This is a genomic window from Pedobacter lusitanus (assembly GCF_040026395.1).
GTDB classification, from domain to species: Bacteria; Bacteroidota; Bacteroidia; order Sphingobacteriales; family Sphingobacteriaceae; genus Pedobacter; species Pedobacter lusitanus.
In genome coordinates this window covers 1611424-1635797 of record NZ_CP157278.1, presented here as the reverse complement: position 1 = coordinate 1635797, position 24374 = coordinate 1611424, and the positions used below count along the sequence as shown (strand labels likewise).

The 24374-nt window shown below is 39.1% G+C and carries 21 protein-coding genes; 13 read left to right on the top strand and 8 right to left on the bottom strand.

Features of this window, described 5'->3' with window-relative positions:
- Positions 1-2: 2 nt before the first annotated feature.
- The 6 genes from PL_RS06930 to PL_RS06905 all read left to right on the top strand — a co-directional run bounded on the left by PL_RS06930 (position 3) and on the right by PL_RS06905 (position 8013).
- Complete coding sequence (locus PL_RS06930) at positions 3-1466, top strand: TSUP family transporter (RefSeq protein WP_052496413.1); 1464 nt, start codon at positions 3-5, stop codon at positions 1464-1466.
- 1 nt (position 1467) lies between these two features.
- The gene (locus PL_RS06925; RefSeq protein WP_041883449.1) at positions 1468-2172 is read left to right on the top strand and encodes a phosphoadenylyl-sulfate reductase; all 705 of its coding nucleotides are present in this window, start codon (positions 1468-1470) and stop codon (positions 2170-2172) included.
- A gap of 10 nt (positions 2173-2182) precedes the next feature.
- The gene (gene cysD / locus PL_RS06920; protein WP_200890761.1) at positions 2183-3088 is read left to right on the top strand and encodes a sulfate adenylyltransferase subunit CysD; all 906 of its coding nucleotides are present in this window, start codon (positions 2183-2185) and stop codon (positions 3086-3088) included.
- Entirely contained in the window at positions 3088-4338 is a 1251-nt protein-coding gene (locus PL_RS06915) for a sulfate adenylyltransferase subunit 1 (protein ID WP_041883451.1), read from the top strand. The genes cysD and PL_RS06915 overlap by 1 nt, the downstream gene beginning before the upstream one ends.
- Positions 4339-4485: 147 nt before the next feature.
- Complete coding sequence (locus tag PL_RS06910) at positions 4486-6618, top strand: carboxy terminal-processing peptidase (protein ID WP_041881866.1); 2133 nt, start codon at positions 4486-4488, stop codon at positions 6616-6618.
- Between the two features lie 102 nt (positions 6619-6720).
- Entirely contained in the window at positions 6721-8013 is a 1293-nt protein-coding gene (locus PL_RS06905; RefSeq protein WP_041881682.1) for a gluconate:H+ symporter, read from the top strand.
- A 51-nt stretch (positions 8014-8064) separates the two neighbouring features.
- On the opposite strand, the gene PL_RS06900 is transcribed toward PL_RS06905, so the two are convergent.
- From PL_RS06900 to PL_RS06890, 3 genes are all read right to left on the bottom strand, one after another.
- Positions 8065-8775: a DUF2490 domain-containing protein gene (locus tag PL_RS06900; RefSeq protein ID WP_348621295.1), complete on the bottom strand. Its 711-nt coding sequence runs from the start codon at positions 8773-8775 to the stop codon at positions 8065-8067.
- A gap of 122 nt (positions 8776-8897) precedes the next feature.
- Positions 8898-11030, bottom strand: coding sequence for a peptidyl-dipeptidase Dcp (gene dcp, locus PL_RS06895; protein WP_041881684.1), 2133 nt, complete (start codon positions 11028-11030; stop codon positions 8898-8900).
- Between the two features lie 118 nt (positions 11031-11148).
- The gene (locus PL_RS06890) at positions 11149-11493 is read right to left on the bottom strand and encodes a response regulator (RefSeq protein ID WP_041881686.1); all 345 of its coding nucleotides are present in this window, start codon (positions 11491-11493) and stop codon (positions 11149-11151) included.
- A 226-nt stretch (positions 11494-11719) separates the two neighbouring features.
- Here PL_RS06890 and PL_RS06885 point away from each other — a divergent pair, with 226 nt between their 5' ends.
- The 6 genes from PL_RS06885 to PL_RS06860 all read left to right on the top strand — a co-directional run bounded on the left by PL_RS06885 (position 11720) and on the right by PL_RS06860 (position 18275).
- Positions 11720-12499, top strand: a complete 780-nt coding sequence (locus PL_RS06885) for an Fpg/Nei family DNA glycosylase (protein ID WP_041881687.1) — start codon at positions 11720-11722, stop codon at positions 12497-12499.
- 63 nt (positions 12500-12562) lie between these two features.
- Positions 12563-14302: an ABC transporter ATP-binding protein gene (locus tag PL_RS06880; protein ID WP_052496254.1), complete on the top strand. Its 1740-nt coding sequence runs from the start codon at positions 12563-12565 to the stop codon at positions 14300-14302.
- Positions 14292-16055, top strand: coding sequence for an ABC transporter ATP-binding protein (locus PL_RS06875; protein WP_041881689.1), 1764 nt, complete (start codon positions 14292-14294; stop codon positions 16053-16055). Before PL_RS06880 ends, PL_RS06875 begins: the two co-directional genes overlap by 11 nt.
- 20 nt (positions 16056-16075) lie before the next feature.
- Positions 16076-16702 (top strand): hypothetical protein, encoded by a 627-nt coding sequence (locus tag PL_RS06870; RefSeq protein WP_041881692.1) that lies wholly within the window; start codon positions 16076-16078, stop codon positions 16700-16702.
- 202 nt (positions 16703-16904) lie between these two features.
- A complete protein-coding gene (gpmA, locus tag PL_RS06865; RefSeq protein ID WP_041881872.1) occupies positions 16905-17621 on the top strand; it encodes a 2,3-diphosphoglycerate-dependent phosphoglycerate mutase in 717 nt (238 codons plus the stop codon).
- A 111-nt stretch (positions 17622-17732) separates the two neighbouring features.
- Positions 17733-18275 (top strand): SRPBCC family protein, encoded by a 543-nt coding sequence (locus tag PL_RS06860; RefSeq protein WP_041881694.1) that lies wholly within the window; start codon positions 17733-17735, stop codon positions 18273-18275.
- Positions 18276-18297: 22 nt separating this feature from the next.
- On the opposite strand, the gene PL_RS06855 is transcribed toward PL_RS06860, so the two are convergent.
- The 4 genes from PL_RS06855 to msrB all read right to left on the bottom strand — a co-directional run bounded on the left by PL_RS06855 (position 18298) and on the right by msrB (position 21797).
- Complete coding sequence (locus tag PL_RS06855; protein ID WP_041881696.1) at positions 18298-18765, bottom strand: hypothetical protein; 468 nt, start codon at positions 18763-18765, stop codon at positions 18298-18300.
- Between the two features lie 64 nt (positions 18766-18829).
- A complete protein-coding gene (locus PL_RS06850; protein ID WP_052496267.1) occupies positions 18830-19579 on the bottom strand; it encodes a transporter substrate-binding domain-containing protein in 750 nt (249 codons plus the stop codon).
- Between the two features lie 105 nt (positions 19580-19684).
- Positions 19685-21268 carry a M20/M25/M40 family metallo-hydrolase gene (locus PL_RS06845; protein ID WP_082035910.1) on the bottom strand — a complete coding sequence of 528 codons (1584 nt, stop codon included), beginning with the start codon at positions 21266-21268 and terminating at the stop codon, positions 19685-19687.
- 85 nt (positions 21269-21353) lie between these two features.
- Positions 21354-21797 (bottom strand): peptide-methionine (R)-S-oxide reductase MsrB, encoded by a 444-nt coding sequence (msrB, locus tag PL_RS06840; RefSeq protein ID WP_041881700.1) that lies wholly within the window; start codon positions 21795-21797, stop codon positions 21354-21356.
- Positions 21798-21842: 45 nt separating this feature from the next.
- Here msrB and PL_RS06835 point away from each other — a divergent pair, with 45 nt between their 5' ends.
- Positions 21843-22928: a metallophosphoesterase gene (locus tag PL_RS06835; protein ID WP_041881703.1), complete on the top strand. Its 1086-nt coding sequence runs from the start codon at positions 21843-21845 to the stop codon at positions 22926-22928.
- Between the two features lie 51 nt (positions 22929-22979).
- Here the strand turns inward: PL_RS06835 and PL_RS06830 are convergent, their stop codons facing one another.
- Positions 22980-24374: an efflux transporter outer membrane subunit gene (locus tag PL_RS06830; protein WP_041881706.1), complete on the bottom strand. Its 1395-nt coding sequence runs from the start codon at positions 24372-24374 to the stop codon at positions 22980-22982.

The window sequence follows — 24374 nt, the reverse complement described above, 5'->3', positions numbered from 1 at the left end:
AACTGAAAGGTAATCAACTGTTTCCTGTGTTTTTAAAGCTGAATCAGCTGCATACGGTAATCATCGGTGCAGGACCTGTAGGACTTGAAAAACTGCATGCGGTATTAAACCAGAGTGAGCAGGCAGGAATTACAGTAATTGCCCGGGAGATAAGTCAACAGGTTTATGATTTAGTGGCAGAACTGCCAAGGGTTAAGCTTTTGAAGAAAAGTTATAGTGCCGCAGATCTTGAACAGGCAGATATAGTGATAGCTGCTACCAATGACAACCTGTTAAACGAGGAAATAATACGTGATGCCCATGCTTTGAAATTACTGGTAAATGTGGCTGATAAGCCTGATCTATGTGATTTTTATCTGGGTTCTATCGTAAAAAAAGGAGACTTGAAAATAGCCATCTCTACCAATGGAAAATCACCAACCATTGCGAAAAGATTGAGAGAATTGTTTAATGATAACCTACCGGGAGAACTGGATATTACCTTGCAGCAAATGAGTTTATTACGTAATACTTTACAGGGAGATTTCAGCTCAAAGGTGAAGAAACTGAATGAGGTGAGTGCTGTACTTGTTGAACCGGCAGCCCGGAAAACTTCATTTCCTAAATTCAGATGGCTGATCTGGTTAACGATCGTATTGTCAATTGCTGTACTTATCACAGTTTTCTGGCAGAGAGAACCAGAATTTCAGGCTTATGTCGCAGAGATTAACCCGATGTTTTACTGGTTTCTTGCAGGAGGTTTTGTTTTTGCAATGGTGGATGGTGCTATTGGTATGTCTTATGGGGTTACCTCTACAGCTTTTTCACTTTCTATGGGGATCCCGCCGGCTTCAGCAAGCATGGGGGTACACCTCTCAGAAGTATTAAGTAACGGAATAGCCGGATGGATGCATTACCGGATGGGGAATATCAATTGGAAACTTTTCAAACTCCTGATTATTCCGGGAATTCTAGGTGCGGTAACCGGGGCCTATTTATTATCCTCTTTGGAGCATTATGGAGCTTATATCAAGCCGTTGATCTCTTTGTATACTTTGATACTGGGAGGTGTGATTCTTTCCAAAGCTTTTAATGTTGCCAAAAGAAGAACAGGTGGTAAGATTAAAAAAATTACTTTATTAGGTCTTTTTGGCGGTTTTATTGATGCTGTTGGCGGTGGCGGATGGGGATCTATTGTTTTATCCAGTCTGATTGCCGGTGGCCGGAATGCAAGATTTTCTCTTGGCACAGTAAAGCTTACCCGCTTTTTTATTGCCCTGATGAGTTCTTTAACTTTTATCACCATGCTGAAATCAGCCCATTGGGAGGCAGTGGCCGGATTGGTTATCGGCAGTGCTCTGGCTGCACCAATAGCAGCGAAGGTTTCTAACCGTATTTCAGTAAAGAGTATCATGGTTGCTGTTGGGGTGATTGTAATCCTCGTGAGTTTAAGAAGTATTATTATCTTTATTACAAAAGTTTTATAAAATGAAAGCGTACCTGGAAGAAATAGCTGTGGAGATTAAGAATCTGGGGCCTGTGGAAGCCCTGGCTTTCCTTTCACAGAAATTTGCCGGACAAATTACCTTTTCTACCAGTTTTGGCTGGGAGGATCAGGTGATTACAGATCTGATATTCGCTAATGATTTACCTGTAAGGGTATTTACACTGGAAACAGGAAGATTGTTCCCTGAAACCTATTATGTATGGAACAGGACTCTGGAAAATTATCAGAAGCCTATTTATACTTATACTCCGGATGCGGCAGCACTGGAAGATATGGTTTCCAAAAAGGGACCAAACAGTTTTTATGAATCTGTAGAAAATAGAAAAGAGTGCTGTTTTATCAGAAAGATAGTCCCTTTGAAAAGAGCACTTAAAGGAAATAAATGCTGGGTGACAGGAATCCGTGCAGAACAGTCTTTAAACCGTACTGATATGTCAAATCTGGAATGGGATGAAGAGAATCAGCTGATTAAATTTCACCCGATTTTTGACTGGAGTCTGGATGAAGTGAAAGCATATATCAGGAAAAACAATATCGTATACAATACGCTTCATGACAAAGGTTTTCCAAGTATCGGCTGTGCTCCCTGTACAAGGGCAGTTCAGGAAGGTGAGGATTTCAGAGCCGGAAGATGGTGGTGGGAAGATCAGTCAAAGAAGGAATGTGGTTTACATGCCACAAAATAATTGAAAACACATGAGTAAATATAACTTGGATTATTTAGACGAATTAGAAGCAGAAGCAATTCATATTCTGCGTGAGGTAGCGGGACAGTTTGAGAAACCGGCATTGCTTTTTTCTGGTGGAAAAGACTCAATTACTTTGGTAAGACTTGCTGAAAAGGCTTTCCGGCCGGGTAAATTCCCTTTTCCGCTGGTTCATATTGATACCGGACACAATTTTGAAGAGACAATCACCTACAGAGATGAAATGGTGGAGCGCCTGGGCGAAAAACTTATCGTTGGTTATGTACAGGAGTCTATCGATAGTGGTAAAGTGATTGAGCAGAAAGGTAAAAATGCGAGCAGAAATGCTTTACAGACTGTTACTTTGCTGGATACGATTGCTAAACACGGTTTTGATGCCTGTATCGGCGGTGCCAGAAGAGATGAGGAGAAAGCAAGGGCTAAAGAAAGAATATTCTCTGTAAGGGATGAATTTGGCTCATGGGACCCTAAGCGTCAGCGTCCGGAGCTCTGGAACATCTATAATGGTAAAATTAATAAAGGAGAAAATGTAAGGGTATTTCCGATAAGTAACTGGACTGAACTGGACGTCTGGAATTATATCCGCAGAGAAAAAATGGAACTACCGTCTATCTATTTTGCGCATAACCGGGACTGTATTACCAGAAACGGACAGCTGATGGCTGCATCTCCATTTCTGAATATGGATGAGGCTGATGTGGTTACGCACCGTAAAGTAAGATTTCGCACAGTAGGAGATATGAGCTGCACTGCAGCAGTAGAGTCTGAAGCTGATCAGATTGATGATATTATAAATGAAATCAGCGCATCAAAAATAAGTGAACGTGGTGCCCGCCTGGACGATAAAGTGTCTGAAGCAGCAATGGAAGACCGCAAAAAAGGAGGATACTTTTAATGAATATACTTAAGTTTTTTACAGCAGGAAGTGTTGATGACGGGAAAAGTACCCTGATCGGCAGATTATTATATGATACAGATTCTATTCTGGCCGATCAGCTGGAAGCATTACAGCAGTCAAACCGTAAAAATGATGACGGCACGATTGATCTGGCCATTTTAACTGATGGACTCCGGGCAGAAAGGGAGCAGGGGATTACAATTGATGTGGCCTATAAGTACTTTCAAACCGAAAAAAGGAAGTTTATTATTGCCGATACACCTGGTCATATTCAGTATACACGTAATATGGTTACCGGAGCATCTACCGCAAATCTGGCTATCATTCTGGTAGATGCAAGAAATGGAGTGGTTGAGCAGACAATCCGACATTCTTATCTTGTCTCTCTTTTAGGCGTGAGTCATGTAGTCATTTGTATAAATAAAATGGACATGGAAGGATACAGTGAAGATGTCTTTAATACAATCACTGATAATTATAAAAAAATGGCTGCCAAACTGAATTTGCAGGACATTACTTTTATCCCGGTAAGTGCCCTGAAAGGCGATAATATTGTTCATACTTCTGAACATATGCCGTGGTATAAAGGAACCAGTTTACTGGATTTTCTGGAAACTGTAGAAGTGACTGCCAACCAGGATCTGCACTATGCAAGGATGCCTGTACAATGGGTTATCCGTCCACAAACTGAAGAACTGCATGATTACAGAGGATATGCCGGAAGAGTACTAAGCGGTACGTTTAAAGTTAATGATCTGGTAACTGTATTACCTTCCGGAAACAGCTCGGTAATTGACAGAATTGAAGTCTTTGATCAGCTCCCTGAAGAGGTTACCGCAGGCATGTCAGTTACTTTACATCTTAAAGATAATATTGATATCAGCAGAGGTGACGTATTGGTCAATTCAGCCTATCTGCCACAACGTTCTCAATTGATAGAGGCTGATCTTTGCTGGATGGATAATAAGCCGATGGATGATTCTATTACTTATTTCTTACAGCATAACAGTAAACTAACCAAGTGTAAAATCAGAGAGATTCTGCATAAAGTGAACATCAATACTTTAGAAAAAGAGGAAACACATGAGTTTAAACTCAATGATATAGGCCGTGTTGTGATTAAGACCGCTGACGAACTGGCCTTTGATTTATACACGGATAATAAAGCCAATGGCTCTGCAATATTGATTGACGGACGTACCAATTTAACAGTGGGTGCATTGATGTTCAGAGCAGTTGTTGAGTAAAATGAAATTTCATTTACCTGTGCACAAAGGGATAAGCTTTATAGTTTGTCCCTTTTTTGATAGTTAAGAATTTTATAGGGTATAGTAGAAGAAATTGGCATTATATTAGTCGCAGAAATAAAAATGGATTTTAAATTATTGAAAGAGATGTTGAAAAGAATATTACTCGCAATCTTTACAGCTGCCGTATTAGCTTGTCAGGCTACCCCAAAACCGCAAAAGCTGGTTGAAGGTATCCCCAATATTAAACCTGATGAGAAACAAAGTCTGGTATGCAGACAGGTAGTTGCTCTGATAGAAAATTACAGCTATAAAAGACTGTCGGTAAATGATTCTATTTCTTCGCTCGTGCTGGATAAATATATCAAAGCACTGGATCCATACAGAAATTATTTCCTGGCATCTGATATTAAGGATTTTGAGCAATTCCGTACAACACTTGATGATGCTTTCAGAACAGGAGACCTGAGTGCTCCGTTTTATATCTTTAATGTTTATTCTAAAAGATATAATGAGACGCTTAATTATGCGATAGCTCATATTAAGGACAAGTATGATTTTAATCAGCAGGATACTTACTTTTTTGACAGGGCAAATATGCCGTGGATAACGTCAGTTGCTGCATTAAATGATGTCTGGAAAAAAAAGGTTAAGTATGAACTGGTCAATCTCAGACTTGCCGGAACAGATGAAGCTAAAGCTGCCGTATCGCTGACCAAAAGATATCAGAACCTTAAACTGCAGTCTTCAAAATTAAATAATCAGGATGTATTCCAGGTTATTATGGATGCATTTACCGGAGCTATAGACCCGCATACCAATTATTTTAACCCGGCTAATGCAAGTGAGTTCAATGAACAGATGTCACGTTCTATAGAAGGAATCGGGGCTTATCTGCAATCAGAAAATGATGTACTGAAGATTGCTGAAGTTACTCCGGGCGGACCGGCTTTTAAAAGTAAACTGCTCCATGCAGGTGACAGAATAATTGGTGTTGCACAGGAAACCGGAGACTTTGAAGATATTATTGGCTGGAGACTGGACAATGCGGTTGCTAAAATAAAAGGTCCGAAAGGTACCAAAGTAAGACTGAAAATTATTCCTGTTGGGCATGATATGTCCTCAAAACCTGTTATCGTAGAGATTATAAGAGAGAAAATTGTAATGGAAGATCAATCGGCTAAAAAAGAAGTAAAGACGATACAATCTAACGGCAAACCTTATAAAATAGGGATCATTACTGTTCCTGCTTTTTATGCTGATGCTAAAGCTGCTATTGCCGGTGATCCTAATTATAAAAGTACAACCAGGGACGTCAGATTATTGATTGATACACTGAAAGGTAAGGATAAAGTTGATGCCATTGTAATGGATCTGCGTTCAAACGGTGGTGGTTCATTAATGGAAGCCATTGACCTTACGGGATTATTTATTGATAAGGGCCCTGTCGTTCAGGTTAAAGATGTAAAAGGGGAGGTAGAAGTAAATGGTGATGAACATCCGGGAGCATTATGGAGCGGACCTTTTGGTGTTCTGGTAGATCGTACAACGGCTTCAGCATCTGAGATCTTTGCTGGTGCCATACAGGACTATGGAAGAGGAATAATTATTGGTACACAGACCTTTGGTAAAGGAACTGTACAACAACCTATTGATTTAAACAAATTGGTTAATCCTTCTATCCTGCAGCGTCTGGCCAGTTTTGTTCAGAAAGGTAAACCTGGTTCCGGTAAAACGGTAAAGGGTGAAAATGATATCCCGCAATTGGGGCAGATTAATTTAACCATAGCTAAGTTTTATCGCGTGAATGGCAGTAGTACTCAGCATAAAGGAGTAATGCCGGATATTACTTTACCATCTTTTTATCCAATGGATAAGGTAGGAGAGGATACTGAATCTTCGGCCCTGCCATGGGATGAGGTGCAAAAATCAGATTTTGTGGCTGTTGCTGATTTATCAGCAATGAAAGCAGAACTGGTTAAACTTCATGATGCGAGAATGGAAAAATCTCTGGATTATAAAACTCTTATTCAGGATCTTGCTGATATGAAGAAACGAAGTCTGGAAACATCGGTTACTTTAAATGAGAACAAACTAAAAGCTGAAAGAGATAGTCTGGAAGTGAAGGCGCTGGAAAAAATTAACAGGCTGAGAGCCTCAAGAGGCCTGGCACCGGTTAAAAAAGGAGATAAGATTAAGAAAGCTGAAAATTTTGATTTTCAGGAGGATGAAACACTAAAGGTAATGGCTGATTATATCCAGCTGAAAGCTGTGGTATAACTAATAAAATGCTATCTTAAGAAGCCGTTTAAAACTCAGATTTTAAACGGCTTTTTATATTTTGATTATTACCGAAAACAAGAATTATCTAATCACTTTTCTATGGACTTATTACTGGTACTGTTTGGGATCATTATCCTGCTGATCCTGATCCTTAAAAAAGTAAACCCAATGCTTGCACTGCTTATTGTAGCAGTAGTAACTGGACTGATGCTGGGTTTACCTGTACAGCATGTCATGACTTCGGTGAGCAAAGGTATTGGCAGTACTATGGGAGATATGGTTATGGTACTTGCATTAGGCGCTATGGTAGGTAAACTTGCTGAGGATAGTGGTGCTGCAAAGAAAATCGTATTTGTACTGATCAGGACTTTCGGGATTAAAAACATACAATGGGCAGTACTACTGACGGGTATACTGGTCGGAATTCCATTATTTTATAATGCGGGTTTTGTTGTATTGATTCCACTGGTATTTACCATTGCCTCTGCTGCTAAACTGCCTAAATTATACGTAGGTATCCCAATGGCAGCAGCATTGTCTGTTACACATGGTTTTTTACCCCCACATCCCGGACCGGTTGCTTTAGCAAGTATTTTTCATGCGGACATTGGCCGTACGCTGGTATATGGTCTGATCATCAGTATTCCTGTCGCCATAATTGCCGGGGTATTTTTTCCTAAAGCAATTATTAAATTACCTGCAGGAAAAAGAGAACAGCAGAAAATTGATCTGCAGGGAGAAGAGAATCTGCCTTCGGCTTTGAAAAGCTTTATTATTGCACTTTCGCCAATATTTTTTATTGTGGTTGGTACTGTTGGTATTTTAATGACTACAAATCCTGCTGTACAGCATATACTCACCTTTATTGCGAATCCTACGGTAGCTTTAACAATGGCTATCATCATTACGATATTTATACAACATATCCCGATGCAAAAGGCAATGGATTCCTGTGTGGAAGGTGTTAAGAGTATAGCTATGATTATCCTGATTATTGCAGCCGGAGGTGCATTTAAACAGATTCTTGTTGATAGCGGAATTGGTGACCAGGTGAAAGTTCTGACCGCTGGTCTGCATATTTCACCTTTGGTACTGGGTTGGCTGATTGCTGCTTTACTGCGTGTCACACTGGGCTCTGCAACTGTTGCCGCTCTTACTGCTTCGGGGATGGTCATCCCGTTTATTACTGCCGGTGCTTCACCTGAGTTGATGGTTCTGGCAGTTGGTGCCGGAAGTCTGATGTTTTCTCATGTCAATGACACAGGTTTCTGGATGTTTAAGGAATATTTTAATCTGAGTTTAAAAGAAACCTTTAAAACCTGGACGGTTATGGAAACACTGGTCTCAGTAATGGGGCTGTTAGGGGTAATTATCCTGAATCAGTTTGTTTAGCTGTTTTTTAACAGGTGATCAATGGATAATCACCTGTTAAAAAACAGCGAATTAAAACCTGGTATATACAGCCAGTTGAATTACATTATTTACAGAGTTATTACTGGCTCCTTTTACAGCTTGGTTTAAATAGCCGGCCTCCAGATCGAATTTCTTGCTAAACCGGTATCCTAAAGCACCGTAGGCCCTGTTCTGATCAAAGAAATGACCATTCAGTTTGTCTTTATTCTGAACATTAAAGAAAAGTTCGTTTTGCAGAGCTGCGAATAAACCTTCTTCAAAGTTTTTAACTTCTTTTTTCAAGGGAATGATAAAACGGACAAAATATCTGAAACGTTGTGCAAATATGTCTTCGTTCCGGATTTTTTCTGCAAATCTTTGTTCCAGTCTGAACCTGTGACTTACATTAATTGTGCTGATTTTATGTTTATGAATGTACTGCTGCCAGATTCTGTGCTCAGTTAGTTTATGTTCACCTAAGTCATCCACCTGATTATGGGTTTCACTTAGTAAATAGCCAAGGGTAATATCATTTTTATCATTCAGGAAATAAGTTATCCCCGGTCTGAAAAGAAAGTTTTTGACATTATTCCAGTTATCTGCACTTCTGAGCTGAATATCGAGATGTGTACCCCATTTTTTATTAATTTTAGTATTATTGAGTAAGAATAACCAGCCACTATTCTGATAATTAGTCTGAGCATTGATTGTCGTGCCAAAAAAGCAGAGTACAATCAGCAAAAAAAAAGAATTACGTTTCATCTGAGTTTATTTGTGTGTCTGGCTAAAATAAGAACAATATTTATAACAAGTAAACAAGAAGCTGATTTACTTAAAAAACAGGATTGCTGCTGTAATAAGCAATCCTGTGAGCAGCTATGAATCTATTTGGTAATCAGACCGCGATTTTTTTCCATTGGCCCGATCTTAGGATCATGACCTCTGAAATCACGGAACATCTTTCCATAATCCTCAGTATTTCCTTTAGATAGGATCATATCACGAAAACGCTGACCATTTGTTCTGGTTAAACCGCCATTTTCTTCAAACCAGGAATAAGCGTCATCATCCAGCATTTCTGTCCAGAGATAAGCGTAATAACCAGCACCATATTCTCCTCCCCAGATATGAGAGAAATATGAGGTACGGTAACGTGGTGGAACCTCCTGAAGATCCAGATTTAGTCTGTGCAAAGAGGATTGTTCAAAATTATCAGTGCTTTGTACGGGATCTCCAAGCTTGAGTTTATGCCATGCCATATCCAGAGAGGCAGCTGATAAGATCTCAGTGAGGTTATATCCCTGATTAAAAGTGGCTGCTTTTTTTATTTTTTCAACCAAAACCTGCGGTATCGGTTGTCCTGTTTTGTAATGAACGGCATAGTTCTTAAATACCTGCGGACTCAATGCCCAGTGCTCGTTGAATTGAGATGGAAACTCCACAAAGTCTCTTGCTACATTTGCACCCGACAAGGCAGGATATTTCTGGCTGGCAAATAAACCATGCAGTCCATGCCCAAATTCATGAAACATGGTTACTACATCGCTAAAGCTGATTAAAGCTGGTTGTCCTTTAGCTGGTTTAGTGAAATTGCAGACATTATAGATCACTGGTTTGGTGCCCATTAATTCAGACTGACCAACAAAATTAGACATCCATGCACCACCGGATTTGTTATCACGTTTAAAATAATCGCAGTAGAACAAACCAATAGTAGATTTATCTTTGTCAAATACCTCGAAGACTCTTACGTCTTTCTGGTAAACTGGGAGATCATGACGTTCAGTGAAAGTTATTCCGTAAAGTAAATTTGCGGCATAAAAAACACCTTTTTCCAATACCTTATTCAATTCGAAATAAGGTTTCACCTGGCTCTCGTCCAGATCATATTTTTGTTTTCTTACTTTGTCTGCATAATAATCCCAATCCCATGGCTGTATTTTAAATCCGCTTTTTTCAAGGTCAGCCTGTGCTTGTATATCGGCAGCTTCCATTTTGGCTTTTGCAGTTGCAGCAGGAACCAGCTGGGCAAAAAAGGCATCTACAGCTGCCGGAGTTTTTGCCATCTGATCCTGTAGTTTCCAGGTAGCATAATCCGGAAAACCCATCAGTCTGGCTTTTTCTGCACGGATTTTTGCAATGCGTATAATGGTACTTCGGGTATCATTAGTATCCTGTTTCTCGGCACGGTTCCACGCAGCCTTAAATAATTTCTCCCTTGTTGTACGATTTGTTAAGGATTGTAAAAGAGGTTGCTGAGTGGTGTTTTGCAACGGGATCAGCCATTTACCTTCCTGTTTATTTGATTTTGCGGCCTGTGCAGCAGCAGCAAGTTCTCCCTGTGAAAGACCGGCAAGTTCATCTTTATTGGAAATTATCAATGCACCTGCTTTGTTTGCGGCCAGTAACTGATTAGAAAACCTGGCGCTTAAAGATGCTTCTTCTTCGTTCAGTTTTTTCAACTGGCTTTGAGCCGCGTCTGATAATTTAGCACCAGCCAGTTCAAACTGCTGCTCGTAGTACTCAACCAGACGTTTGGATTCAGGATCCAGTTTCAACTGTTCACTATTATTATAAATCACCTGTATCCGTTTAAAGAGTTTTGAATTCAGATAGATAGCGTCCCTATGTGCTGCTTGTTTTGGTGCAATTTCTTCCTGAACTTTTTGCAGTTTGGGATTTGTATTTGCGCTTGTCAGTGCATCGAAAACATTTCTTGCGCGGGTTAGCATTTGCCCGCTTTTTTCCAGAGCAACCATTGTGTTTTCAAAAGTGGGAGCCTCTGTATTATCTGCTATTTTCTGTATTTCTTCCAGTTGAATTTTCATCCCTTCTTCAAGCGCAGGCTTAAAGTCGTCATCGCTGATCTGATCAAATGCAGGAGTCTGATAAGCAAGTTTACTGGCTTCAGCAAAAGGATTGGAAGATTTTTTGTTTCCGGATTTATCGTTATTGTTTCCGCAGGATGCCGTAACGGCAATAATGGCTACAAGGGGCATGACAAATATTTTATTCATGATCGGTTATAAATGGTTTAGCCGAACTTACATAAAATCGGGATAATTATTTGATTTGCCTGATCCTTAGCGGGTAATAATATGGTTACGGCAAAATACTGACTTTTCTGGTCGGTTTTTAGTACTTCTTAAGTATGGTCAGTAAATGATCTATATCAAAAGGTTTACAGACATAATCATCAAAACCAGCAAGTGCATACTCTTTTTCAATATTATGGTTGCAACTGAGGGCCAATACAGGAAGGTGTGGGAATTCCTTTTTTATAGAAGCACATAAACAGGTACATTCTGTTCCTGAGAGTCTGAAGTCAAGTAAAACAAGTTGTGGGTTAAAGGTGCTGATCTTTGAGGCCACATCCTTATAGTGAAGTACGGGAAGCACTTCAAAACTGGCATCTTCTAAAAGAAAAGTCAGTGTTTCGAGCAAGTCAAAGTCAGTATCCTGTACAATTACTTTTTTCATCAGGACTCATTTTAGTGAATATCAAAAAATGAGTTTGAGAGCATTTGATGATCTATTAAATATAAATATTTTATTGGTTAAAAATAAAATACCAACTCCTTTTAGGAATGCAGGGGCCTGTTTTTCCTTAATTAGCACTTGCCTGAATTGATAAGTTGACTTTAACAGCTCTCAATTCAGAAAATTTCACGTATATTTTAGCCTATTTTAAAATAAATGATACGATATGCCTGAATTACCTGATTTAGAAATTTTCAGCCGCAATCTTGAGCAACATTTAAAAGGAAAGCAGCTGAAAGAGATAGTTGTGAAAAATAGTAAGAAACTGAATGTCTCAGTTAAGGAATTGAATCTTTCTCTTCAGAATCAAAAGATCATAAATGTATCCCGTTCTGGCAAAGAATTGTATTTTGAGTTTGAAAACAACGCCATCCTGAGTTTACATATGATGCTGAAAGGAGAGCTTCATTTGCTGAAAAAAGAGGAAAGCCCAAAACACGTAATTATGGAGATGCATTTTCAGGATGGTATGCGTTTTTGCTTATCTGATTTTCAGGGTATGGCAAAGGCGGCGTTAAATCCGGTTGAAGATCAGGCTCCTGATGCATTAGCGAATGAGATAGATGAACATTTTTTCAAAAAGATTTTTGCTTCCAAAAAAGCAGCAGTCAAAAATGTACTGTTAGATCAGCATATCATCCGTGGAATAGGTAACGCCTATGCGGATGAGATCTTATGGGAAGCAGGAATTTCTCCATTTTCTGCAGCCAGTAAAATACCTGACGCAAAGCTTAAAGATTTAGCTAAGGCTGTAAGGCATGTCCTGAAAAATGCTGTAGAACAGATTTCCAGAACACATCCGGCAATTATAAGTGGTGAAGTCAGAGATTTCCTGAAAATTCATAGTTCAAAGAAAACTCATAGCCCGTCCGGTGTCCCCATCATCATTGTAAAAACCGGAGCGAGAAAGACCTATTATACAGAAGAACAGGAGATCTTTAATTGATAGAAAATTTATAACTTCATCGGCTCATTATGCTGATCATGGCTGAAGGGATAAAATTTTAAAATGAAAGAACAAATCGGTACTGATAAAAAGAATTCTCCGGGTATCTTCAGTCTGCTAAAACCCTACCGGGCGATGGTCATCCTGCTTATTCTGTTTGCTTTATTCAGCAATGGTTTAAACTTATGGCTGCCCAGGATGATTGGTCACAGCATTGATGCGTATAATTCAGGGAGCTTCTCTTATAAAACTATCATCGCAGAGTTTACCTCAGTGGCAGTGATCATTTTTATATTCAGTTATTTGCAGGGGATAGTACAAACTTTTGCATCTGAAAAGGTAGCAAAGGATCTGAGAACCAGAATTACCAGGAAAATTTCGGATCAGAGTTTTGCATTTATTGAAAAGACCAATCCATCAAAATTACTGACTAACCTTACTTCTGATGTTGATTCAGTAAAGCTTTTTATTTCACAGGCTATTGTCTCTATAATTTCTTCTGTTTTTATTATTATCGGTGCCACGGTTTTACTGCTGAGCATTAACTGGAAACTGGGTTTAACAACGATTTGTATTATCCCAATCATCGGTGGTGCGTATTATGTTGTATTGGGAAAAGTAAAAGTCTTGTTTAAAAAGAGCAGGGAAGTTATTGACTGGTTAAACAAGGTGATTAATGAAAGTATCCTTGGTGCTGCACTGATTCGTGTCATTAATTCCCAGCAGCTGGAATATGACAAGTTTTTCAATGCCAGTACACAGGCGAAAAATATTGGTGTTTCTATACTTCGTTTATTTGCATGGCTTATTCCAATTATAGTTTTTACAGCAAACATGGCCGGATTGACTATTCTGGCTTTAGGTGGGCATTTTGTAATTAAGGGAAGTATGTCCATTGGTGATTTTGCTGCATTTAACAGTTATCTTGCCTTATTGATTTTTCCAATCCTGGTTATAGGTTTTATGAGTAATGTAATTGCACAGGCAACAGCATCCTTTGGAAGAATTAGTCAGGTGCTGGATGCAAAAGATCCGGAAGAAACCGGAACCATCATAGAAAATCTGACCGGGGCTATAGAAGTTCAGCATGTTAGTATCGCCTATGGGGAGAAGTTTTCGCTGAAAGACGTTTCTTTCAGTGTAAAACCAGGAGCCAAAATTGCCATTATAGGACCTACTGCAGCAGGAAAATCACAATTACTTTATCTTCTTACAGGTCTTATACAGGCGAGTACCGGTAAAGTTTTATATGATGGCAATGCTATTGAAGAATATAAATCTGAAGCTTTTTATGAACAGGTAGGTTTCGTATTTCAGGATAGTATTATGTTTAACATGAGCATCCGGGAAAATATAGCTTTCAGTGACATTGTAACTGATGAGTCACTGGAAAAGTCCATTGCAACTGCAGAGCTGAAAGACTTCATCAATACTTTACCTGATGGCTTAAATACAAAGGTGTCAGAACGGGGTTTAAGTCTTTCTGGTGGGCAGAAACAGCGGATTATGCTGGCCAGAGCACTGGCATTAAACCCTAAGATTCTATTGCTTGATGATTTTACTGCAAGGGTAGATCCGCAGACAGAACAGAAAATATTAGCTAATATTGCGGCAAATTATCCGGGATTGACATTAATTTCTGTTACGCAGAAGATAGCGGCAGTAGAACATTACGAACAAATTATTCTGTTAATGCAAGGCGAATTGCTGGCTGCAGGAACCCATCAGGAACTGATGACCAAATGCCCTGAATACGTACAGATTTTTAACTCTCAACAAAGTACCGCCAACTATGAATTATAATCTGAACAGCCTGCCTGAGGGAGAGTCTAAAAGTTCTACCTGGTCAGGAGTGAAGAGTCTGCTGAAACTGGTCGAACAGGAAAGAAAGACATTGATTATTGCACTTTGTGCAGTTCTGATGAATGCTTTTCTGAATCTGTTAGGACCTTTTTTAATTGGACATACCATCGATAAGTATATTCTGACTAAACAATATCATGGTGTTCTTGTATTTTCAGGAATACTTTTAACTATGTACGTAACTGCTTTTGTATGCAGTTATTTCCAGACCAAGTTAATGGGAGGATTGGGGCAGCGGATCATTTTTGAATTGCGTAATGCTATTTTTAATAAGATTCAGCAGCTACCACTTGCATTTTTTAATGAAAATAAAGCTGGAGATCTGATATCCAGGGTAAATAATGATACAGATAAGCTGAGTCAGTTTTTCTCGCAGGCATTAATGCAGTTTATCAGTAATATTGTCATTATGACCGGAGCGGGAATATTTCTGCTGATCATAAATCCTGAACTCGGTTTGGCTGCCCTGGTACCTGCCGTTTTTATCTTGATTTTTACTAAACTAATATCTCCCTGGATAAAGAAAAAGAATGCTTTAAACTTAAAAAGTACAGGCGCTATGAGTGCCGAAATTCAGGAGAGCCTGAATAACTTTAAAGTTATTATTGCTTTTAACAGACGGGATTATTTCAGGAAAAGATTTGATCTGGCTAATCAGCAGAATTATAAAACTGCAGTGGGTGCGGGGTTGGCTAATAATATATTTTTACCTGTATTTGGTCTGTTTTCCTCAATCGCACAATTAACGGTTTTATCTTTTGGTATTTATCTGATCACACAGGGGCTTTTCACAATTGGTTTATTGGTAAGTTATCTTTCCTATGCAACAAATTTTTATAATCCTTTAAGACAGTTAGCCGCTCTGTGGACCAGTTTCCAGGTAGCACTTGCCGGATGGGACAGGATTTCTCAGATTTTGTCACTTAGTAATAATCTGGTAACTATATCTTATGATGATACTGATAATCCGACAGATGCTGTGCTGGAATTCAGAAATGTACATTTCGGTTATCCTGGAGGATATGAAATCCTGCATAATATCAGTTTTTCCATGGAGCGTGGAAAGACTTATGCACTGGTGGGTCCGACTGGTGGGGGTAAGACAACCACTGCTTCCCTGATGGCCCGTTTGTATGATCCGTTGGAGGGAACGATATTGCTGAAAGGTAAAGATATACGAACTTACAGTGCACAGGAACGTGCGGAAAAAATAGGGTTTATCCTGCAGGAACCTTTCCTGTTCACAGGAACAGTCAGGGAAAATATTTTATACAGTAATGCGCTGTATCAGAAGATGAACAATGAGCAGTTTTTGCAGATACTGAAAGATGCCAGACTTGAGGGGCTGCTGACTACTTTTGATGAAGGACTGGATACCGCAATTCTATCTGCTGGAAATAGTTTAAGTATCGGACAAAAACAACTGATTGCATTTATGCGGGCAGTTTTGCGTAAACCAGAATTGCTGATTCTGGACGAGGCAACTGCTAATATAGATACGATCACAGAACAGCTGCTGGGGCAGATTCTGGATAATTTACCAAAGGAAACAACACTGGTAGTAATTGCACACCGGTTAAATACAATTGAAAATGCAGATGAAATCTTCTTCATTAATTCGGGAGAAGTAACCAGAGCAGGATCTTTTAAAGAGGCAGTAGACAGATTGATGAGCGGAAAGAGATTGAGCTGATTATCATTTAAAGATTAAATATGGCAGTAACGAAGTATGCTAAGGAGGATATCATTCCTTTAATTATCCATGTATTGAGTTTTTCTACAATGAAATTTGCAGAATATGGTTATCATTCTGTAGTGGAAAATGAGGTGACACCTTTAAAAGGTTTGGCTGAAAATGACATTAAACCGGTTATGTATTTTGAACTTCTGGAGGCATCTGACGATAAAATATCAAAAGCAATTCTGGAATGCATAGCGCTTATTGATACAACTGTTGATACTTTTTGTCTGCTATATAATATAGATCTGGATGAACTCTATTCAAATGAGCAAATTCATGAACAGGCAAGTTCATTATATTTTGATCTTTTTAATTATGCAGATGGTTTGATCGAAAGTGATATTGAAGAGGCCATTACAGAATTACCTTTTGCCACAGCCAATACACTTTTCTTTTTATGCAAACTAATCATTCATCAGGAGATTGATCAGGAATTTTTAATGGAAGATGGTTTACATGGAAAAGGATCACAGGAGCTCGAATTTATGGATACTTCAAATAATAATGTGGCAATTCTGCATGATCTGATTGATCAGATGCTGGCATTGAATCTGGAGATTTCTTCCATTTATGCCAATAGAAATAATCAGACCCTATAGCGGGGCATAATTCCATTATATACGTCTGATTTATAGTTTTGTTATTATGCAGGAGAAGGTATCTCTGAGCATGAAGCTTTTCCGGGATAAGGCCGGTTAGAAATAATACCAGTATACAAACTGTTGTTATTTTCTTTACCATAGCTGGAAATTAAACAAAAAGTTTGTTTTTATGTTCTGTAATTATAATCAATTATTTTTCATGAATAAACTAGTTTTAATCAGACACGGGCAAAGTGAATGGAATCTTGAAAACCGGTTTACAGGGTGGCAGGATGTGGACTTAAGCGAAAAGGGGAAAGCCGAAGCAGTACAAGCCGGCAAGCTACTGGCTCAGGCAGGTTTTACCTTTGATATAGCCTATACTTCGATGCTTAAAAGAGCCATAAAAACTCTGCATCTTGTACTGGAGTCAATGGACTTACTCTGGATTCCGGAAGTCAAAGCATGGCAACTCAATGAACGATACTATGGAGCTCTACAGGGCCTTAATAAAGCTGATACTATAGAAAAATACAGTCCGGAGCAGGTGCTTACCTGGAGAAGAAGTTTTACGGTTCAGCCACCAGCTGTAACAGCAGAGGACATCCGGTCACCTTTAAAAGATATAAGGTATGCAGCTATAGATCCTTCGCTTTTGCCACTAACAGAAAGTTTGGAAACTATGATGGAAAGAGTTATACCATATTATCAGAATGAGATATCGCCGGCACTTAAAAGTGGTAAGCATATTCTGATTGCAGCTCATGGCAATACACTCCGGGGGCTGGTTAAATATCTGGATCATCTTTCTGAAGAGGATATTGTGAGTTACGAAATACCAACTGGAATTCCTCTGGTTTATGAAATGGATGATAGTTTTGTGCCTTTGCAAAAATATTTTCTGCACTCCGATACTATTGGGAACACGGTCTTATAGGCCAGCTCTGATAGAGCTGAATATTGGCTGGAATTATTTTTTGTATTTCCGTGTTTGATTGAAAAAATTATTAAGTTTATCTAATTTTTTATTCACTAAATACTTGATAATATGAAAATTATAAAAACTATTCTTACCATCCTCGTTCTGTTGATTGTGATCGTTTTAGTAGTGGCGGCATTTATGAAAAAGGATTATTCTGTAGAACGGGATGTTACAATTAAGAAACCAAAACAAGAGGTTTTTGCTTATCTCGTTTTACTGAAAAATCATAATAATTTCACAAAATGGGCAAGTATGGACCCAAAAATGAAACAAGAATTTAAAGGAACTGATGGAACAGTTGGTTTTACTTCTTCATGGGACAGTAATATGGAAAATGTAGGAAAGGGAGAGCAGACAATCAGTAAAATAAATGATGGAGAGAGGATAGACTATAATCTGCATTTTATAAAACCTTTTGATGCAAATGCTACGGCTTACCTGGAAACAACTGCACCTTCTGCCAATCAGACTAAAGTGAGATGGGTATTTGAAGGGAAAATGAACTATCCGATGAATATTATGTGCTTGTTTATGAATATGGATAAATCATTGGGTGCGGATCTGCAGACCGGATTAGATAATTTAAAGAATGTATTAGAAAAACAATAAAAATTCTATGAGCAAAAAGGAGCTATTTAAGCTCCTTTTTGCATGCTATAGGAGCATAAGTAAATCTGCCTTGTGCAAAATCAATTGGTACGCCTTTACTGAAGAATGTTCTGCCTAATACATTTTCTATTTTCCCGATACCCATTATCAGTTTACCATCCTTTTTCAGAAAAGCCAGTGGATTTTTATAAACTGTGGGATTTTTTCCAATTTGAAAGGTGTAAATAACAGTGAGGGTATCACCTTTGAATGAACCCTCAAATTCCCCGTGATTATTGTCTTTTTTATCATAACTGACTACAAGATTTCCCTTGATCTTTTCCTTATTGAAAGTGCCAAGCTCCATGCGGGCAGTATCTTTTCCATCTACAGCCATATAACAGGTTGTAGAAATCGCTTTTTCCAATGATTTGTCTGAACCATGATTCTGATTACAGCTGTATAATACGGTTGATGCCAGTATTGTACAGATTAGGAGGTGATTTCTCATAAGTCTTATATTTAAATACCAGTAAGATGCTTTGATCTGACTAATTCCATAAAAACAGATGCATTTATTTATTTAACCATTTATTCACTTTAAGTTGCAGAACAGTATCTGTTTTGTTATACATAATTGCCTTGGCATAGCTGGGACTGATATGTTCGTCCAACCTGATCCAGTAAAGTTCAGGATGCTTTTTCTGTTGATATTTTGCTTCTGTCTCATCTGTAAACATAATATCGGCACCACCGTTTAACAATGTTTTAAAAACCAGCTGATTATCTGGAATGACATTCAGGGTTGCCCGTTGAATGTGTTTTTTAGCAAATACTTCATTGGTACCACCTATATTTTCAAGGACTCTGATACCCGGTTGATCTATAGTCTTAAAATCTCTGAATTTTGCACGGTCTGTTAAACGGAAAACGGCAACTTTACGATCCATAATTAAGGGGACAGAGAAATTAAACAGCTTTTCTCTTGTTGCATTAACAGAAATTCCACCTATCGCGATATCAAACTTCTTTGCCAGTAAATCTGCACTGAGTTCTTTCCATGTTGTTTTTACAAAGATTATCCTTTTTCCCAGGTGTTTACCCAAGCGTAAGGCCAGATCAATATCTTCACCCTGAAACTGGCCTGTGAGTGTGTCAAAGCTGGTCAGAGGAGGATAATCCCCTGTAGATCCGACTCTGAGATCCGAACTGGTTAAAACCTCCGGATCTGAACCGCTTGCTGAATTTTTAAGGATTCCCGGGCTGCACGCTGCCGACAGGAATAAGCAGAAGTATAAAAGATAATGACGGAAATTTTTTTGCATGTAATTCATGCAGGTAAAGTTACCATAAAAATAAAATGGCAAAAAGAAGCCGGTTGCTAACTAATCAGCAAACGGCTTCTTTTTGCCATTTTATGTTGAATCTGTTTAGTTCACACCACCTTTACGTGTAGGTTTTACAACCGGAGGCCAGGTACCAGGTTCACCAGTTTTGGGATTAACAGGCAGTACTACTCTTTCTCTGGATGTTTTTTCCGGATCTTCACTGGCCATATAGGCCAGAATTGCTGTTAATGTCGCATTGTTACGTATGTCATCGAATACGATCTTGTCATAGGTATCCCGGTTGGTGTGCCAGGTATAATTACCATAAGACCAGCTGTTAGAGCTAAGAGAAAATGCCGGAGCACCAGCTGCAACAAAGGATGCAAAATCAGAGCCACCACCACCCGGAGCACCCGGGAAGCTGGTTGTGATATGTTTTTTGATGCTTTCAGGCGCATTTGATAACCAGCGTCCCAGATAATCATAAGAATTCAGAAAACCCTGTCCTGCAAGGTTAACAACTCTTCCTGTTCCATTGTCCTGATTAAATACGACCTGTATATTTTTTACAATTTCAGGATGATCCTGGACAAAGGCTCTTGATCCGTTTAAACCTTGTTCTTCACTGCCCCAGTGTCCTATTAAAATTGTTCTTTTTGGATTAGGGTATATCTTTTTCAGAATTCTTGCAGCTTCCATCATAGTAATTGTTCCTGTACCATTGTCTGTAGCACCGGTTCCACCATCCCATGAATCGAAATGTGCAGATAAAATCACATATTCATCTGGTTTTTCGGTACCCTTTATTTCAGCAATAGTATTGAAAGTTGGTACCAACCCCTGTTCTTTAGATTCTACATGAACACTAATTCTGGGTTTGTTTCCAGAGGTAGAGAGCCTGTATAACAGACCATAATCTTCCAGGGAAATGTCTACAGTAGGGACTGTTTTAGTGTTGGCTCCGAAAATCTTATTTACACCAAAACCATTTGACCAGTTGCAGGTTATTACGCCTAAAGCACCTGCTTTTTCAAATGCAGCAGGCAGAGTTTTTAATGTTAAACCTGTTCTTTTAACATTAGCAAGCCATGCTGTAGTCTGTGCAGCTCTGCTGTTTTTCATTTTTTCAAAAGATTCGGGAGTAGCAAATTCTGCCCAGTTATAATCTGGCCTGCCTGTTGGCTGGTTCATGGAGAACAGGACAAATTTACCTTTCACACTCGGCAGCCAGTTTTTAAAAGCTAAGGAGTCAGTTAGTTCTTCCGGGAAAACAATTGTCTCTCCAATTACAGATTTTCCTTTGGTACCAGGACTCCATGCAACCTGCATTCCTTCCAGAGATTTTACCCGGGGATATACCATGTCAATATGAGAAATTCCTCTTTCCCATCCACGCCATTCACCCCATTTTTCATTCTTGGCCGTAATTCCCCAGCCTGCATATTTTGCCACTGCCCAGTCATTAGCCTGTTTCATCTGTGGTGAACCCACCAGACGTGGTCCAACCACATCCATTAGTTCATGAGCAAGGCTCTCTAACTGAGAGTTTTCATTGGCTTCTTTTACAATATTGTCAATAATCAGATTTTTTGTCTGGGCATAGCCGATATTTCCCGTGAGCAGCAGGGACATCAGTAAAGCCTTTGCAAGTGGCTTTGCATAAGCATGTTTTTGGATAGCTTTCATTAATTTAGGGTTGATTGTAATTCAAAATCACAAGGTAACCATAAAAGCATTTATCCTTTGAAAAGTAACAAGATTGTGTCTTCAGTTATTGCTGGTCGGGTTCAAATTCGAGCGATACGGAATTCATGCAGAATCTTTTGTAGGTAGGTGCAGGTCCGTCATTAAATATATGACCCAGATGTGAATCACAGCGGCCGCAGGTTACTTCAATCCTTCGCATACCATAACTGATATCTTCTTTATAGATTACACTGCCAGGTTTAATGGTCTCAAAGAAACTTGGCCAACCGCAACTGCTGGCAAATTTAGCATCCGATTTGAATAAAATATTCCCGCAAACGGCACAATAATAAGTGCCAATTTCTTCACTGTCCCAGTATTTACCTGCAAATGCGCGTTCTGTACCCTGTTCTCTTGCCACATGGTATAAATCAGCAGGTAATATTTTTTTCCATTCGGCATTTGAGACATCAAGTTTAGTGTCGTCTGTTCTGGAGTAATATGGATTGGCTGGCTGATTCATGTTCATAGGTATAAAGATAAACAATACCTTTAATTTTTCTGTTACCTAACTATGCGCCAATTTTTACAAAAGCTACTAACCAAGCCTATTATCAGGCTGGCCAATAAATGTTCTTCGAGACCCGATCAGCAGCGTGTACATGAGGCATTAACTGCTTTACTTGATAAAATCCGGAAATCTCCCGGGAAACGAGGACTGATCGTTGATTTTGACAAACAATCCAAAGTGATTGTTTTTTCAGATCAGCATAAAGGAATCAGGGACTTTGCAGATGACTTTGCCATGTCAGAAAAAACCTACCTTGCTGCTTTAGCCTATTATAACAAAGAGAATTTTCTGTATTGCAGTCTGGGAGATAGTGAAGAACTTTGGAAAAATAAGCTGGATGCAGTATTTAAACACAACAGAGAAGTTTTTGAACTGGAAACACAATTTTTAAAACGAAATGCTTTTATCAAGATTTTTGGAAACCATGACTTATACTGGGACAATGATCCGCTGGCTGGTTTAAGCCTGGAAAAGTTTTACGGACAAAAAGTGAAGGTATACGAAGGAGTTGTTTTAAAAATGATGATTCAGGACAGGCCCCTTTCCATATTGATGACTCATGGGCATCAGGGTGATCTGCAGAGTGATGGGAATTGGTTTAGTAAGTGGTTTGTGTCTAAGCTATGGGGGCCATTTCAGGCCTATTTGAGAATTAATCCCAATACTCCGGCATATGATACCCAGTTGAAATCTGCACATAATGCAATGATGTACAGTTGGGCAGCTAAACAGTCAGATCTGGTTTTGATTACCGGGCATACACATCAGCCCGTATTTAATTCATTGACACATTTAGAACGGATGTATATCAGACTGGAAGCTGCGAGGAAAAATAATGACCTGGAAGTGGTGAAGCAGATCGAAGGAGAATTTATGACCGGAAAAATCAGCGGAGAGGTTTCTCCCAGACTGGATTATTCAAAAAATACTTATTTTAATGCAGGTTGTTGCTGTTTCAGTGATGGAGATATAACGGGTATGGAACTCGAAGATGGAAAGATAAAGCTGATTAAATGGAAGTCTGATACTTCGGGTTTTGTAAAAAGGGTTGTTCTGGAAGAGAATGAACTGGAAAACCTGATTGGTTAAACAATCAGCAAACGCTATCCTGGGATTGCGCCTGCCGACTGGTTGAGCAACTTAATTCCATCCACCTCCCAATGCACGATATAAATTGACTACTGCATGTAATTTCTGACTCCGATCGTTTATTGATTTTAACTCTGCACTCAGCAGATTTTGTTCTGCAGTCAGTACATCGGTGTAATTGGTGTTTTTACTGTAATTGAGGAGCTCCTTATTAAACGATACAGCTTTGCTTAATGCAGTTAACTGTTTTTCTCTTTTACTCTCTTTCTGGATGGCTGCCTGATAGACTGACAGGGCATCTGATACCTCCTGACTTGCTTTTAGAAGTAATAGCTCAAAATTATATAAGGCTTGATTTTGTTGTGACTGCGCAGTCGTTAGTTTGGCTTTATTAATCCCTTTATTAAACAGTGGTTGCGCCAGGCCGCCCGCTATATTACCAAACAGACCTGCACTGTTAATCCAGTCTTTAAGGGAGAGACTGGAAAAGCCTCCTGCTGCGGTGATAGTTAATGCAGGATAAAAGTTTGTTTTTGCCATATTGGTACGTTCAAATGCTGATCTGAAAAGGTATTCTGCCTGTTGTATGTCTGGTCTGTTAGCCAGTAACTGGGCTGGAATACCCGGCTTCAGATCATAATTCATATTTTGTTCACGCATAGTGGTTCTTTCAACTTTTCCGGGTGACCGGGCCAGTAATATGCTTAAAGCATGTTCGGTTTCCTTGATTTTTTGTTCAATATCAGGAATGGCAAGATCAGCTTCATAATAGTTGGCTTCACTTTGTACAACCGCAACTCCGTTCTGGACTGAACTTTCAAAAAGCAGTTTAATTGCCTCAGCATCGGCCTTTCTGTTTAAGGCTGTTTTCTGCGTTACAATCAGTTGTTCATCCAGAGTAAGCAAATCATAATAATAATTTGCAATATTAGCTATCAGTTGTGTTTGTATAGCCCTTTTAGCTGCATCAGAGGCAAGCAAATCGGCTAATGAAGCACGTCTGGCACTACTTAATTTACCCCAGACATCAATTTCCCAGGCAGTGGTAATACCCAGGTCGTATTGTGTAGAATTATTAAATATGCCGAAACTTTGCGGATAAGCGAGTTTAGATTGTTTCACCGAAACGCTGGCATTTACTCCGGGTAAGAATGCTGACTTACTCATTCTTAAGTTTGCTTTCGCCTCATTAATTCTTTCAATGGCCATTTTAAGGTCGAAATTTGCACTTAAACCTTGCACAATCAATTGATTTAATATTGTGTCGGTGAAAACTGCGGACCATTTCAAACCTGCCATATTTGTAGTGTCCGAGATGTCTTTATCCCGGTAATTTGTTGCCTGATGAATAACAGGTTTACGATAAGGCTGAGTTATTTTACAAGAACTCCATAAGCCGGAAACTACTGCTAAAGGAATCAGAAACTGACGATATATTGCTTTCAT